General features: G+C 47.1%; 18 protein-coding genes. 8 read left to right on the top strand and 10 right to left on the bottom strand.

Going from position 1 to position 13,249, the window contains the following annotated elements; all coding sequences use genetic code 11:
* Window positions 1-71 precede the first annotated feature (71 nt).
* Both METBU_RS28490 and METBU_RS28485 read right to left on the bottom strand, forming a co-directional pair.
* Window positions 72-248 carry a hypothetical protein gene (locus tag METBU_RS28490; protein ID WP_201764873.1) on the bottom strand — a complete coding sequence of 59 codons (177 nt, stop codon included), beginning with the start codon at window positions 246-248 and terminating at the stop codon, window positions 72-74.
* A 157-nt stretch (window positions 249-405) separates the two neighbouring features.
* Window positions 406-822: a hypothetical protein gene (locus tag METBU_RS28485; RefSeq protein ID WP_026130330.1), complete on the bottom strand. Its 417-nt coding sequence runs from the start codon at window positions 820-822 to the stop codon at window positions 406-408.
* A gap of 942 nt (window positions 823-1,764) precedes the next feature.
* Between METBU_RS28485 and METBU_RS28815 the strand changes: the two genes are divergently transcribed.
* Together METBU_RS28815 and METBU_RS0119200 are read left to right on the top strand one after the other, a co-directional pair.
* Window positions 1,765-2,100: a hypothetical protein gene (locus METBU_RS28815; protein ID WP_017842121.1), complete on the top strand. Its 336-nt coding sequence runs from the start codon at window positions 1,765-1,767 to the stop codon at window positions 2,098-2,100.
* Window positions 2,101-2,117: 17 nt separating this feature from the next.
* On the top strand, window positions 2,118-3,134 hold the full coding sequence (locus METBU_RS0119200) for a transposase (protein ID WP_017842156.1): 1,017 nt from the start codon (window positions 2,118-2,120) through the stop codon (window positions 3,132-3,134).
* A 624-nt stretch (window positions 3,135-3,758) separates the two neighbouring features.
* Here METBU_RS0119200 and METBU_RS0119195 read toward each other — a convergent pair.
* From METBU_RS0119195 to METBU_RS0119170, 6 genes are all read right to left on the bottom strand, one after another.
* Window positions 3,759-5,045 (bottom strand): ISNCY family transposase, encoded by a 1,287-nt coding sequence (locus METBU_RS0119195; RefSeq protein WP_144053597.1) that lies wholly within the window; start codon window positions 5,043-5,045, stop codon window positions 3,759-3,761.
* 312 nt (window positions 5,046-5,357) lie between these two features.
* Window positions 5,358-6,044 carry a transposase gene (locus METBU_RS0119190; protein WP_017842154.1) on the bottom strand — a complete coding sequence of 229 codons (687 nt, stop codon included), beginning with the start codon at window positions 6,042-6,044 and terminating at the stop codon, window positions 5,358-5,360.
* 4 nt (window positions 6,045-6,048) lie between these two features.
* Window positions 6,049-6,489, bottom strand: coding sequence for a type II toxin-antitoxin system VapC family toxin (locus METBU_RS0119185; RefSeq protein ID WP_017842153.1), 441 nt, complete (start codon window positions 6,487-6,489; stop codon window positions 6,049-6,051).
* The gene (locus METBU_RS0119180) at window positions 6,489-6,722 is read right to left on the bottom strand and encodes a DUF2191 domain-containing protein (RefSeq protein WP_017842152.1); all 234 of its coding nucleotides are present in this window, start codon (window positions 6,720-6,722) and stop codon (window positions 6,489-6,491) included. Before METBU_RS0119180 ends, METBU_RS0119185 begins: the two co-directional genes overlap by 1 nt.
* A gap of 155 nt (window positions 6,723-6,877) precedes the next feature.
* Entirely contained in the window at window positions 6,878-7,162 is a 285-nt protein-coding gene (locus tag METBU_RS0119175) for an addiction module antidote protein (protein ID WP_017842151.1), read from the bottom strand.
* Window positions 7,163-7,172: 10 nt separating this feature from the next.
* Window positions 7,173-7,466: a type II toxin-antitoxin system RelE/ParE family toxin gene (locus METBU_RS0119170; protein WP_017842150.1), complete on the bottom strand. Its 294-nt coding sequence runs from the start codon at window positions 7,464-7,466 to the stop codon at window positions 7,173-7,175.
* Between the two features lie 135 nt (window positions 7,467-7,601).
* On the opposite strand from METBU_RS0119170, the gene METBU_RS24750 reads away from it, so the two are divergent.
* The 3 genes from METBU_RS24750 to METBU_RS0119155 all read left to right on the top strand — a co-directional run bounded on the left by METBU_RS24750 (window position 7,602) and on the right by METBU_RS0119155 (window position 10,020).
* Window positions 7,602-8,159, top strand: a complete 558-nt coding sequence (locus tag METBU_RS24750) for a transposase (protein WP_138767217.1) — start codon at window positions 7,602-7,604, stop codon at window positions 8,157-8,159.
* 395 nt (window positions 8,160-8,554) lie between these two features.
* Entirely contained in the window at window positions 8,555-9,292 is a 738-nt protein-coding gene (locus METBU_RS24745) for a hypothetical protein (RefSeq protein WP_051056256.1), read from the top strand.
* Between the two features lie 356 nt (window positions 9,293-9,648).
* The gene (locus tag METBU_RS0119155) at window positions 9,649-10,020 is read left to right on the top strand and encodes a hypothetical protein (protein WP_017842159.1); all 372 of its coding nucleotides are present in this window, start codon (window positions 9,649-9,651) and stop codon (window positions 10,018-10,020) included.
* A gap of 295 nt (window positions 10,021-10,315) precedes the next feature.
* Here METBU_RS0119155 and METBU_RS0119150 read toward each other — a convergent pair whose 3' ends face one another.
* Entirely contained in the window at window positions 10,316-10,594 is a 279-nt protein-coding gene (locus METBU_RS0119150) for a helix-turn-helix domain-containing protein (RefSeq protein WP_017842148.1), read from the bottom strand.
* Window positions 10,591-10,914, bottom strand: coding sequence for a type II toxin-antitoxin system RelE/ParE family toxin (locus METBU_RS0119145; RefSeq protein ID WP_017842147.1), 324 nt, complete (start codon window positions 10,912-10,914; stop codon window positions 10,591-10,593). Before METBU_RS0119145 ends, METBU_RS0119150 begins: the two co-directional genes overlap by 4 nt.
* Before the next feature lie 564 nt (window positions 10,915-11,478).
* On the opposite strand from METBU_RS0119145, the gene METBU_RS29075 reads away from it, so the two are divergent.
* From METBU_RS29075 to rfbA, 3 genes are read left to right on the top strand one after another with little or no spacing between them, the layout of a single operon-like run.
* Window positions 11,479-12,102 (top strand): SDR family oxidoreductase, encoded by a 624-nt coding sequence (locus tag METBU_RS29075; protein WP_268869774.1) that lies wholly within the window; start codon window positions 11,479-11,481, stop codon window positions 12,100-12,102.
* 17 nt (window positions 12,103-12,119) lie between these two features.
* Entirely contained in the window at window positions 12,120-12,365 is a 246-nt protein-coding gene (locus METBU_RS29070; protein ID WP_268869773.1) for a sugar nucleotide-binding protein, read from the top strand.
* On the top strand, window positions 12,362-13,249 hold the full coding sequence (gene rfbA, locus METBU_RS0119135) for a glucose-1-phosphate thymidylyltransferase RfbA (RefSeq protein WP_017842146.1): 888 nt from the start codon (window positions 12,362-12,364) through the stop codon (window positions 13,247-13,249). Before METBU_RS29070 ends, rfbA begins: the two co-directional genes overlap by 4 nt.

The raw sequence follows: 13,249 nt of genomic DNA, 5'->3' as shown, positions 1-13,249 counted from the left end.
CCACGCCGCATTTCTCGGGAAAAATGCTTGATTGCAAGAGCTGCCCTCTTTTATTGATTTCCGCTAAAAACTCAGGCGGCCTTGCCAAACAGGGCGTTAGCTGTATGCATGCCGCGCAGATAGCGGGCTTGGCGTTCGGCCGCCAAGGCGATCAGGCTCTCTGACTTGCCGACGGCACAGCCAAACTCTTTCAGCAGTTGGGTGCCATGGGCAATGAACGTTTCGTGGTCAATGCCCAGTCGTTGCAATAGGGCCGGGGTTGTTTGGGGAATAAATCCGCGCTTGGCAGGATGTATACAGCGTCCTAGCAACTCGACTAGTTCTAAATAGTCTTCAAACGCAAAGGGTCACTGCCATTAAGTTAAGCCGTTCGTGGTGAGCCTGTCGAACCATTGACGGCTTAACTTATCGACCGGTGGCGTCAAAGGGCATCAGCGGTGACGGCTTGAGCGATGCAAAGACGGTTTCAGTATTCAGTTGATGGGGATTAGAAGGTTTATTTTTCTCGCTCTGCAGCGTATTTGTTTCGATAGCGTCAGCCATGCGTTGTTCAGCGCGTTCGGGCGCGATCCGAGCTTCGAGGCTGGTGTAATGGCTATCTTCTGGGGTTTCGGCCATACCGGCGCGTATCGGGTTCAGATCAACATAGGCCATGACGGCCAGCAAGCCTTGTTCATCTAGGATCGCCTGGCTTTTGAAACGCCCCTCCCAAAATCGCCCTTTCACACCGTCTTCTTTATTGGCTTGGCGGGCGATGGATTCATTAACACACGCATAAACCAAGAAATATCCGTTAAACGCTGTCGATACAGCGCCGTGCATTCTGCAACCTTAATCAGCTCGGCTTCGCTCATTTTTGCGCGTGTGGCGGGATCTAAAAAGCGTTGCACCAACACAGGACCGGTGAATAAATGTGTCCAGCGTTGTAATACCTCTTCATCCGACCAAGCGCTTGCTCGGGCCGCATCGATTTTTAAAACAATACCTGATTAGCAAGATGCTTCAGCTTGCCGAAGTCAACTGTTCCGAGCAGTGGCCAGTCGTAGCCACTTCTGCGGGACGGGTTATTTAACCCGTCCCCAACGTTTCGGTTTGCCCTAAACAATTCGGCTGACTTCGGCCGGTGTATCAGCTAAGGAAATAAGTTGGGAGCGGGGTCTGGTCATGGCGGGCAACCTATTTTGCTATTTAGTGTTCATTGAAGCTTAGCTTATGAGTTAGCGTGAATCAAGGTAAGTGGGTGTCCTTTTCTTACAGTTCAAATCAGCCCATAGCGTAGTATGGTCAAAGCTATCAACCCTGACACAAGCCCAGTTAACCGCGTTAATGTTGGTCTATAACGCGGCAATCCGTAAAGGGGGGATTCAAAACCCTACAGGCTATATTTTGAAATTGATCGACCAGGTCAAAGCAAACGCGTTAACCACCCCCAACACCCCGCAAACGCCCATACCTAGCCTTGATGATCGCCTTACTAAGCAGCGAGAGAAGAGCAAGCTAGACGCGGTCAAGTGGACAATGTCACGCACTTCAAAAACCTGTATAGACAATTTGGTGAATCGATTTTAAATGCCATTCCCGAACAATACCGATCGGCAATAGTGGGATAGCTCCAAAACCGGTTCACTCACTTTGTTGGATAACGTACAGAGTGGGTAATCCCCCATAGACGCCAACTTAAGGCATAAAACGTTGATTTGTAGTTGAAAAATAAAAGTGTGGCCACAACATAGAGTATTTTTACCGACGAAAGTGAAAATCCCTATGAAGCAGCCACAGCTAACAGATACGCCTTTTGATGAATTTTTGCAAGAGCTCCCGGCAGATTTCCAGGAGCAGGCCTATGAATTACAGGCGTTTGCACGGGCACGGAAAATCCGATCACCGTTGCAATTATTGCAGTTAGTCCTGTTGTATTGCGGACAGGACTTGTCGTTGCGCAGCTGTGCCGGCGAAGTTGCCAAGCTTCAAGGCTATTTGAGCGACACGGCGGTGACCAAGCGACTGGCGGCCTGCGTGGTGTGGATCAAGTCGTTACTGAAGCGTGTGTTCGGATTGGATAAACAGATCAACAATGGCATGATGTTCGAAGATCTTTAAAAGAGAAATTAAAGAGTGTGTTCGGATTGGATAAACAGATCAACAATGACTCCTTGAATTTCATTGTGATTGACGGTTCGACCGTGCAAGAACCCGGCGCGAAAGAAACAACGTATCGCTTGCATGTGGCGATCGACTTGATGAGCTTNNCACTTCGCGAGGTCAACGTCACGACCGATAAAGTCGGCGAGAGCTTGGATCACTATCAGTTGACTGCAGGTGATGTCGCGTTGGTTGATCGAGGCTACAACCAACCGAAGTCTTTAGTCCCGCTCATTGATCGCGGCGGCCACGTCGTACTGCGCTACAATCCACACAGCATGACNCTTTACGAACGGTGCAACGAACCGAAAGGTGTTAAAATCGATTGGGAACAGCGCATACGCGATTTGAATGGTCAGCCGGGTGCGATACCCGTTTATCTGTGCCATCAAGACAAACGTATTGAAGGCGTGGTGCATGCGATGCCGTTACCGCCGGAACAGGCCGCGCAAGCACGCCGCAAAGCGAAACAACGCGCGCGTGATAAAGGTCGCACGGCGAGCCAAAAGACCTTGATGCTGAGCGGCTGGGTGTTGATTTTTACTTCGCTCCCCGAAGCGCTGCTCGACACGAAATCAATCGCTGAGCTCTACCGGGTTCGCTGGCAAGTGGAGCTGGTCATAAAGCGGCTAAAGAGCTTGCTCGATATCGACCGGCTACGCGCCCGAAAAGACAGCAAGCTGGCGGATTTATATTTGCACGGCAAGTTACTGTTTGCTGCAGTGACTCAAAAAATAGCGCAGCGCCGATTCGGCCGGGCGGCCACCACAATGGACGGTGATCGTTCGATTACCCATTGGCGTTTATGGCGCACGATCGCCAATGAGATCAAGGCAGGACTTACGGCTTGTTTTCCAAAAAATAAGCGCTTTATTGATGACCACGTAAAAAGCCTTTGTGAACGTCCGCGCAAGAGAAAGCTTCAGGGTTTGCCGGATCGTGTTTTGGAACTCATTATTGAAGGTCGGGGAGGTGGCGTTAGTCTTGCTTAATCAAATACTTAGATTCTTAAGTTGGCGCTTATGGGGTAATCCCCCGTTGTCATTCCCATGTTGAATAAACGCTGGAAAGCGGCTGGGACTAGTCGCTATATCCTATTTTTACACGTAGGTCGGCTGTACCCGAAGAATATAGAACCCCTTATTTTTTAATTAGGATCTGAACCCTTTTATTCGGAACTCGCTTGCGTCGATAATGAGACATTATTATTTTTCGTAGGTTCGTAGGGCGGATAAGCGATAGCGTCATCCGCCAATTCACTGGCGTAAAAGGTGCATGACGCTATCGCTTATGCACCCTACGCAATTTTGTATTGTATATACCCATCGTAGATCAAAATGCGGCACCGGGGGCACGTCAAAGGACGCCGTGAATACGTCCCTGTAGGCTCTATGCCAGCTCCATGCTGGCAAAGCCTTTGCCGAGCACCCCGGCGCCTCCTCAGGCACTGCCGAAATTTGAAGTGCGAAAGGTATAGTTTATGCGGGGTACGCGGTGATACCGCCGTAGCCCAGTTTTAAAGCCTCAACACCGGCATACAAGCGTCTATCTTTCTCTGACAGACGGCTGTACAATTCTCAGCAATTCTCAATTTAAGCAGATAACCATAAGAGCTCTCAGTGTGGAATGGGGATATTCAAGCCATCAAGCATAAATTCCATCAAATGTTGCCAGCTATCAAAACAAAAATAGCGGGTGAGCGCCCTTAAATCGTTAAAAAACGTCTTGCGGCTGGACAATTCTTCACGCAGCAAGCGATAGCATTGATCGAACCATTGCAACAACGTATGAACCAGAAAAGCCAGAATGATCAGGCTGGCTAACAAGGCCGCGAGGTGCTTTTTACCGTGCCCGAAGTTATGCGCGAAGTTATATCCCTTGGTTTTCAATGTGTTGTTATTTTCGTTTTCGATCTTCCAGCGCGTACGACCGGCGCTGACGATATCGGCCACATTGTGCGCGCCTAATGCGTAATCCGTGGCGAACGCATTGCGGTAAACGATATGACCTTGTTCATCGATGACCTCAATTTCGCACCAATTCACCAATAGGGCATCGTCGCTGTCGCGCAACGGCACTTGCTGAGCGATGCGGTAACGCTCGGTCAGTCGTTGCTTGCCTGTCCAGCGGCGTTTTTCGATCACTTCAACCTGCCCGAGCCGCTGAAAATCCTCCACCCACTCGTAGAGGGTTTTATGGGATTCCGGTTTGCACACCAGAATGAAATGCCGACCCTGTTGCTTGAGGTATTCGCAAAAAGGCTGTTTGCAATATAAATCGTCGCCTAAAAACGTCACGTTCGCCGGCAGGTGGCCGCCTTCGCGCTCCAACCAGCGCCGCGCGGCCGCCAGTTCATAATCTTGCTTATCGCTTCCGTCTTGCGGTGCGATAAATTCGGGGGCCAACGGAATGACATCCGCTTGATGTGGCGAAACGATTACCGGGGTAACTGCGCTGTGAGCATAGTGGATAGCACCGTTCTTGAGTGTCTTCGTTGAGCAGCAGGCGCAATGAATCTTCTGCGAACTAAAATACTCCACCCCATCCAAGGCCACCAGCACGCTATCACCCAGCACTTGGAACTCTTTGAGTTTGCCTTGCGCTTCCAATGCCTGCAGCACCCATCGGTACAGTGGCCATAGGGCGTCGGGTGACACCGCATCCAGCAGATTCCGAATCTGGTTGTCACTCGGAATTTGGTAGACTCCAAACAAACTCTGTGCGTTATTCTTGCCGCGCTCTTTTTGCATCGTCCGCTGATGATCCAGAAACGAGGGTGATTGCATAAAAAACACCGAAAAGGCGCTCAGTGCTGCATCGACCATACTGTATTTCTGGTAAACACCAGTCCCACTGCGACCGTCGGGCAAGGTTTCGAAGACTTGCCTGATTCGCTCGATCAAGCGAGCTTGCGTGAATTGTTCTGTTTCTTTAAAAGGGTAAGCCATCGTCCGTGTACGGATATGAAAAAATCAGCCCAGTTTACCAGCATGGGCTAAATTGAGAACTGCTGTACAATTCTTGCATCTGTTTTTCAATTTCTGTTGAATAAGGTTCAATCATCATTTGGCAATTTTGAATACATCCGACTTTTATCACAAACCAGTTAATTATAGAGAATGGCTTGCATTAGCGTCTTTTAATCTGAGTTTGCCTAAGTTAATTCATGCACGTTCCTTACCGACCTTAGGAATTAAACAACTTGAACATCGAGTTTATATTTTTTTAGGACGACCAGGTCGAATACACCCAATTTTACGCCCTGCTGCAAGCTCAATTTGTTGCTTAAAACGATCATTCCCCAACGGTGTACTCGATGACAAACTCGCCCGAATAAGATCCAATTCATCCTGCTCCTGCTGCAAAGAAAACAAACTATGATAGGCCTGTAAACGAGAAGATACATCTTGCCCTAATGCCAAATATGTCGCATGCGGCTGAATAATAGCATGATCACGCCCCAAAGCATTCGCCGCATAACTCGACCAGCGATAAGAAGCCGGATGCTCCACCATACCAGCACGGACCGGATTCATTTCAATATAACGCATACAGCTCAATAAATACCCTTCACTATCAATCATACTGCCTTTGTGCCGCCCTTCCCACAAACTGCCTCGGCGCTGGTATGTTCGATTAATATAAGACACAAAATGTAAACCCAACTGCCGAAAAAAACGGCTAATACCCTCTGCGGTATCCGGTGTCAACAACAGATGCACATGGTTTGTCATCAATACATAAGCATGTACGGCACAACCACACGCATCAGCCGCCGCTTTTAAACAACGCAAATACTCATGATAATCTTCATCCTGAAAAAATACAGCCGCCTTATTATGCCCACGCTGAAAAACATGTACGGGAATGCCTGGCTGATAAAATCGTACTTTTCTAGGCATTAAACTAGCAATCGAATAAAGTGGCAGGATGACGCCATTTAAGCCCCTTAAAACGCTTAAAGCCCTTATCTGCAGAAACCCATTCACAGCGCCATTCCATAGCCAAAGCAGCATGATAGCTATCGGCAACGTCATTACCACAAGCGTTCAAACTCTCCAGACATTGGGTAAAAATAGCCCAATGCTTAGCACCTGGTGCAATACAAACCGAATTTTGTGCGTCTCTAATCTGCTGCGTAAACATCAAAGCACTAGATAATGGTGAGGGCTCTTCAAAAATACGCGGATGCGTCACGACCCGCAAAAAACCGCTTAATACCAACTCAGAATAACCAAAATTGCCACTACCATTCAACAACGACTCTAACCAAGCCTGATAAGCTGCATGATGCGCCACATCCTCACGATGCGCAGACACCAATATATTTACATCCAATAAATACATCAACTGCCATCCATAATATCGTTCAAACTACGACTATCAGCCAAATTGACCCCCGGCTTTAACCCTGATCCACCAAACGTTGGTAATTTAATGACCGGGCGTGGCTGTTCCTGATGCGCAACAAAATCACGCAACGCATTTTCTATAATTTGTTTTAACGAACACCCCTGCTGAACGGCTTGATGCTTAGCCGCCAATAATAATTGATCATCAATATCGATAGATGTTTTCACTAGACTATCCCCGTACACAAAAACTACATTCTATACCTGAAATAAATACGAGTAAATATAGCATATTAAAAAGGGGTCTGACCCCTTTATTATTTTTCTTTTTTCAATTGAAAATCAATCCAATCCGACCCCATTGATTCAAAAAAGAAGAATATCTACAAGCTTTGAATGGTTAGTTTAAATCCTAGCGCGTGAATAACTTTATCAATGGTCTCAAACTTAGGCTTACCTTCACTCGCAAGCGTTCGATAAAGGCTTTGTCTGTTAAGTCCGGCCGCCATAGCCGTTTCACTCATACCTTTTGCTTTAGCCAGATGGCCTAATGCCTGAGTAAGTCCTTCAATACCGTTTTCCTCAAGGAATGCAGATAAATATAAGGCCATATCCTCTTTGGACTCAATGCCACTGGCAAAGTTGAACGGTTTTGTTTCAGTTGTCATCGTGGGTCTCTTATAAATCATTAAGTAACTGTTTAGCGAGTTCAATATCACTGCTTTGTGTCGATTTATCACCCGCACAAAGCAAAATCAGAACTTGCCCGTTTCTGATGGTGTAATAAATACGATAACCCGCACCAAAGAAAAAGCGCAGCTCAAATAACTGAGCGCCAATGATTTTTGCGTCGCCAAAATTACCGTCGGCAAGCCGAGATAAACGCGCTTCTAGGCGGAAACGGATAGATTTATCTTTGAGTTTGTTAAACCATTTATCAAAAACTGGCGTGGTATGGAGGTCGTATTTCATGGTGTTATTGTAACAAGCAGGCGACACAATACCAAGCGTAATAAATAACTAAATAACTAAATAACTAGAGTCAGGTACAAGTTAAATGATACTGAATTGACTTGTGTTTAATTTGTACCTGACCCCAGTTATTATATTAATAAATATGCAAAAATAAAAAAGGGTCTGACCCCTTTTTCCTTAGTCGCGTTTTACCGTGCGCCCAAATATCGTAAAGATCTGACGGTTCAACACCGCCCCGCGCAATCCAGGTCAAGCCGGAAACAGGCCGCGCGCGAAAAAGAGCCCTGGTTACTGGTCGTTTCGCCTTCGTTGAAAGATTATACGCCGGTTGACGTCGTGAATTATTATCGTTCCCGCATGCAAATCGAGGAAGGTTTTCGAGATACCAAAAGCACGCATTACGGGGCAGACTTAACTCAAGATAGCCGGATAAGTGCCGAACGCCGTGCCAATTTGTTGTTGATTGCGGCACTCATTATTTTTGCGCTTTGGTTGATCGGACTGGGCTTAAAAGGAACGGCCATCGAACGGCAAATCAAAGTCTGCAGTAATCGTGATCGTTCGCCGTACTCAGTCATTTTTCTTGCCCGAATTGCTTGCCAATATGTGGTATTCGAGTTGCCGGAAAATTTATTGGAACACGCTCAGGCTCTTTTGGTTGATTATTTCAGAACTCTGGAAAAGGCGTAATTTGTGGGGATACCTCAGGGTCTGACCCTTTTATACCAAACGTTGGTAATTTAATGACCGGGCGTGGCTGTTCCTGATGCGCAACAAAATCACGCAACGCATTTTCAATAATTTGTTTTAACGACCCCCCCTACTGAACGGCTCAATAATAATTGATCATCAATATCGATAGATGTTTTCACTAGACTATCCGCGTACACAAAAACTACATTCTATACCTGAAATCAATGCGAGTAAATATAGCATATTAAAAAGGTAAAAAGGGGTCTGACCCTAATGCCACTAAGTTAAGGTGGCATTTAAATTGCATTTATAAAATAACAATAAACTTAATACAATAGCGTTGCTATTTGGTAAGATTGAGTTGGCATCAATATTCCTTAAAAACAGGAGAAGTGTCTGCGCAACTTATCCCACCCCCCCAAGAACAACTCGAACGCTTTAAAAAGCAATTTTTACAACTCGACGCTCAAGGTATTGAGGATTTATTACCGACCGAGCCACTCCAGCGGCTTTTGAAAGACGCTGAAGAGGCTGTTCCGCACACGCTCCGGCAGCGGATTTGGACGCCGCTCGTGACTTTGCTGGCGCTCATTAAGCAGGCTTTGAAGCATGGCAGTTGCAGCGATGCCGTCAAATCAGTGCAAACCGAACAAATTAACTGCGGGCAAACGCGCTGTTCGGGCAATACCTCCGCGTATTGCCAAGCCCGGCAAAAACTCCCGGAAAGTTTACCACGAGAGCTCATCCGCTATACCGGGGAACGACTAGAAGCGGCGAGTCGAACGCACTGGTCCTGGCGAGGCCATCCCGTTAAGCTGGTCGACGGTAGCACGCTGACCCTGGCAGATACCTGCGCCAACCAAGAGACTTACCCGCAAGAATCCAATCAACAGGCCGGCTTGGGCTTCCCGATTCTGCGTCTTGAAATCGTGGCCTCGCTCAATCACGGCGGTTTATTGGGCGCGGAAGTTGCACCCTACTGCGGCAAAGGAACGGGTGAGACGGCTTTACTCAGACGCCTGATGGCAACGACAGTACAGCCCCATGATATCTGTCTAATGGACCAGTATTACGATAATTTATGCTGTTACCCAAGCTCCAGCTTGGGTAACCTGTTCAGGAAGCTCTAGCTTCCCGAAAACCAAGAAAGATTGATCGAGCGAGTCGGGGTTGATTGAGAATGTGCGGAGGTTGTGTCGGTCTCAGGAAGCTCTTGCCCTGAGCATGTCGAAGGGGGAGCTTCCGGGGTGTCTTTCCCAAGCTGGAGCTTGGGAAAGAGCGTGATGTGGGTTGGCCGTTTTTAGCTTGACGCGCATGGCTTGCGAACCCCGTCCTGCTAGGGATATGCTGATCTTTGGGCTTTAGCTGAAGAAACTTGCTAATCAGGAACCTACATGACCACATTAGTGGATGCCAAGCACTATCGGAAAAACGCACTACGGAAATTGTATCGGCACCGCTGGCAATACGCTGTAAGACACCGGCCATGGCACGAAAAGAGCTCACCGTATGTCTGCTGGCTTACAATCTGATTCGCTTGCTCATGCTGCAAGCCGGCATACGCCATCATGTTTGGCCATGCCGAATTAGTTTTACAGAAGCCTTGGGAAGCTACAAAGAATTCGCTTCGAGTCTCGCGCAAACGACTGGTGAAACCCTGTTGAATTGGATTAACAACGTCTTGGAGATCGTGGCATCCAAAACGATCGGCGAACGTGAAGCGAGAATTGAGCCGAGAGCTGTGAAACGACGACCGACAAACCCGTTTCCTTATTTATCCGCGCCGCGCGCTCAGGTTAAAGAACAGCTATTAGCAAAACGCAAGGGAGATCAAATTATGAGATGCGCTAATGTTTAGGCAATTTTAATGCCTAATTAACTTAGTGGCATTAGGGTCTGACCCCTTTATTCCTTTATTTGAGGAAATAAAATCACTGTAAAGTGAACGATTATAAACCATATAGTTGTGCTTCTTTTAGCTAAGTCATTGATTAGTCGCTTTATGAGCAAAATAAAAGCGGCTTAAGCTGTCGTTTTGGTCAAACGATTGCATCCAGAATGATTTTAAGTTATTGAATATTAATAAGGTATGTGATTTGATGCATGCGTTTCGACAGCCTAGGTCTGCCCCCTTTTTGATGGTTCGCTTAAACTTAAACTATTTTCTGCGGTTTAAGGGAAAGCTCAAACCCACAGGCATGGGCATACTTGAGAAGCGTTGACCAGCTAGGATTGGCATTTCCTTTTTCTAAGCGGCTAATGTTACTCTTTTGGGTCTGCATTCTCTCTGCAACCTGCTCTTGAGTCAGACCAGCTTTAGTGCGCATTGAGAGCAACTGATCAATGAGATTGAACTCACTTTCAAGTTTTTCATATTCAGCTTTAACATCAGGGTTCGTTAAAGCGCGTTGTTTCAGTTTTTGAAGACTCATGATTTTTGAACCTCTCTTTGTCGTTCTCTAGCCAGTTCGAGCTCATTTCTTGGCGTCTTTTGAGATTTTTTTACAAAAACATGCAGCACATAGATATGCTTGCTTTTCAAGTAACAAAATAACCCACGCCCAATTCCTTCTTGAGCCTTAGCTCTTATTTCAAATAGGCCGTCACCCATTGACTCCGTGTGTGGTGGTCCCAAGTTAGCACCGTGCTTTTCCATTAACTCTAAAAGCTTAATCATCCGTGCTTGGATTTTAGGTGGCATATCAAGGATTCGCTCCTCTACATCACCATAAAAGTCGATTTTCCAGATCATACATCACCTTAAATCTTGTTATCACATATGATAACTCCGCTTACCTCGTTTGTCCATATTATGTACCATAAACCATCATTAACGCCCTAAGGTTATTGATTTTTTTAGGGTCTGACCCCTTTATTGTTTTTTGCCAATATATCAGATTTAATGGCTATTTAATATTTAATAGGGGTCTGTCCCCTACTATTATTCTAGACCTGACCCCGTGACCTGACCAGACCTGACCCCGTGACCTGACCCCGTGACCTCTCGAGTAAATATAGCATATGAAAAAGGGGTCTGACCCCTTTATATTCTTATTCTAGTTATTTCTCTAGTTATTTCTGTTTTTTGGAATTTAAGGCACATATGATAAAATACGCGCCTTTAATAGATTTCCTTTATCTCATTGGCCGTAATGAAGATCGCGGGAATAATCTAAGCCACCGTTTCCTCTTAGAGGACCCAGGAAATCAAAAAACCAGGCCATTTCGTCCTCAATTTTACAGTCGAAAGAACCTAAGACTTAGAGCATTCTTAAATTCTTAACTCAGCGCCTACGGACAGCATCTAGATAAACGCATGAACAATCAACACGCCATTTTGATCACCGGCGGCACAGGCCAAGTGGGCTTTGAGCTACACAGACGCCTGATGGCGTATGGCAAAATAACCGCACCGACTCGCCACGAACTGGATCTTGCCAACGCTGATGCCGTCGAAAAATGGCTAACAAGCCATCGACCTAGCCTAATCATCAATGCGGCGGCCTATACCGCCGTAGACCGAGCGGAAACAGAACGACAAGCAGCCACGCGCCTCAATGCAGAACTCGCCGACTACTGTAAACGACAAGACGCATTGTTGATACACTACTCCTCAGATTACGTCTACCCCGGCAATGGCCAAACGCCCTGGGAAGAAACCAGCCAAACAGCCCCCCCCTTAAGTCACTACGGACAAACCAAACTGCAAGGCGACCTGGCTATACAACACGCAGACATTTATCATCTTATCTTTCGGACCAGCTGGGTCTATTCGGCCCGCGGCCATAATTTCATGAAAACCATGCTGCGCCTAGGGCAAGACCGTGACAGCCTAAACGTGGTAAACGACCAAATCGGCGCCCCCACCCCCGCCCGCTTAATTGCAGACATCACCGCTCTAGCGCTGTCAGCCCCCACCGAATCAGCGAAACGCGTCTGACCGACGGCTTATACCACTTGGCGCCACGCGGCGAAACCAGTTGGCACGGCTTTGCCCAAGCAATTTTTAAACAAGCGAGCGGCGTAAAACTGGCGATACAACCAGAACGCTTGCACGGCATAACCACCAGCAACTACCCTACCCCGGCTACTCGCCCCTTGAATTCGCGCCTCAATCTCGGCAAATTAGAAAGCGCATTGAGTATTCAACTGCCACATTGGCAAGATTTGCTAGCGCTAACATTACAGGAATATCTACAATGAGCACCATATACAAAGGCATTGTTCTCGCTGGAGGCTCCGGCACACGCCTACATCCCATTACCTTAGGCGTATCCAAACAGCTGTTGCCAATCTACGACAAACCGATGATCTATTACCCGATATCGGTACTGATGCTGGCAGGCATTCAAGACATCTTGATTATTTCCACACCAGAAGATTTACCGCAATATCAAAAACTGTTAAAGACAGGCGAGCAATTCGGCGTGCGATTTGAATACGCCGAACAACCAAGCCCGGACGGTCTGGCCCAAGCCTTTATCATTGGTGAAGACTTCATCGACAGCAGCCCGGTTTGCCTAGTACTAGGAGACAACATATTCCACGGCCAGCACTTTTCAGAACAACTCAAGCGCGCAACCAACCAAACCAGCGGCGCAACGGTATTTGGTTGTTTAGTCAAAGACCCCGAACGCTTTGGCGTGGTAGAATTCGACCAAACAGGAAAAGCCATATCCATTGAAGAAAAGCCACCCCAGCCTAAATCGAATTATGCAGTCACCGGCTTGTATTTTTACGATAACGACGTGATTAATATCGCCAAAGCCGTAAAACCGTCACATCGCGGTGAACTGGAAATTACCAGTGTAAATAATGCCTACCTTGAGCGCGGCAAATTAAGTGTCGAACGACTTGGCCGCGGCTTTGCCTGGCTAGATACCGGCACGCACGACGCCCTGCAAGAAGCCAGCGCCTACATACAGACCATTGAGCACCGACAAGGCTTAAAAGTCGCCTGCTTACAGGAAATCGGCTGGCAGCAAGGCTGGCTAGACGATCGAGCGCTCGAACAACAAGGCCATTTATACGCCAAAACACAATTTGGACAATACTTACTCAATTTATTAGCCTTGAAAAACCAATAA

This window comes from Methylotuvimicrobium buryatense 5G (assembly GCF_000341735.1).
In the GTDB taxonomy this organism is placed as follows: domain Bacteria; phylum Pseudomonadota; class Gammaproteobacteria; order Methylococcales; family Methylomonadaceae; genus Methylotuvimicrobium; species Methylotuvimicrobium buryatense.
The sequence above is the reverse complement of the archived record's forward strand: the minus strand, read 5'-3'. Positions and strand labels throughout refer to the sequence as shown.

Coding starts and splice junctions, on each gene's coding strand:
- METBU_RS28485 (WP_026130330.1), bottom strand. CDS start 822: ATGCACGGCGCTGTATCGACAGCGTTTAACGGATATTTCTTGGTTTAT.
- METBU_RS28815 (WP_017842121.1), top strand. CDS start 1,765: ATGAAGCAGCCACAGCTAACAGATACGCCTTTTGATGAATTTTTGCAA.
- METBU_RS0119190 (WP_017842154.1), bottom strand. CDS start 6,044: ATGCCTAGAAAAGTACGATTTTATCAGCCAGGCATTCCCGTACATGTT.
- METBU_RS0119185 (WP_017842153.1), bottom strand. CDS start 6,489: ATGTATTTATTGGATGTAAATATATTGGTGTCTGCGCATCGTGAGGAT.
- METBU_RS0119175 (WP_017842151.1), bottom strand. CDS start 7,162: ATGACAACTGAAACAAAACCGTTCAACTTTGCCAGTGGCATTGAGTCC.
- METBU_RS0119170 (WP_017842150.1), bottom strand. CDS start 7,466: ATGAAATACGACCTCCATACCACGCCAGTTTTTGATAAATGGTTTAAC.
- METBU_RS0119155 (WP_017842159.1), top strand. CDS start 9,649: ATGGCACGAAAAGAGCTCACCGTATGTCTGCTGGCTTACAATCTGATT.
- METBU_RS0119150 (WP_017842148.1), bottom strand. CDS start 10,594: ATGAGTCTTCAAAAACTGAAACAACGCGCTTTAACGAACCCTGATGTT.
- METBU_RS0119145 (WP_017842147.1), bottom strand. CDS start 10,914: ATGATCTGGAAAATCGACTTTTATGGTGATGTAGAGGAGCGAATCCTT.
- METBU_RS29075 (WP_268869774.1), top strand. CDS start 11,479: ATGAACAATCAACACGCCATTTTGATCACCGGCGGCACAGGCCAAGTG.
- rfbA (WP_017842146.1), top strand. CDS start 12,362: ATGAGCACCATATACAAAGGCATTGTTCTCGCTGGAGGCTCCGGCACA.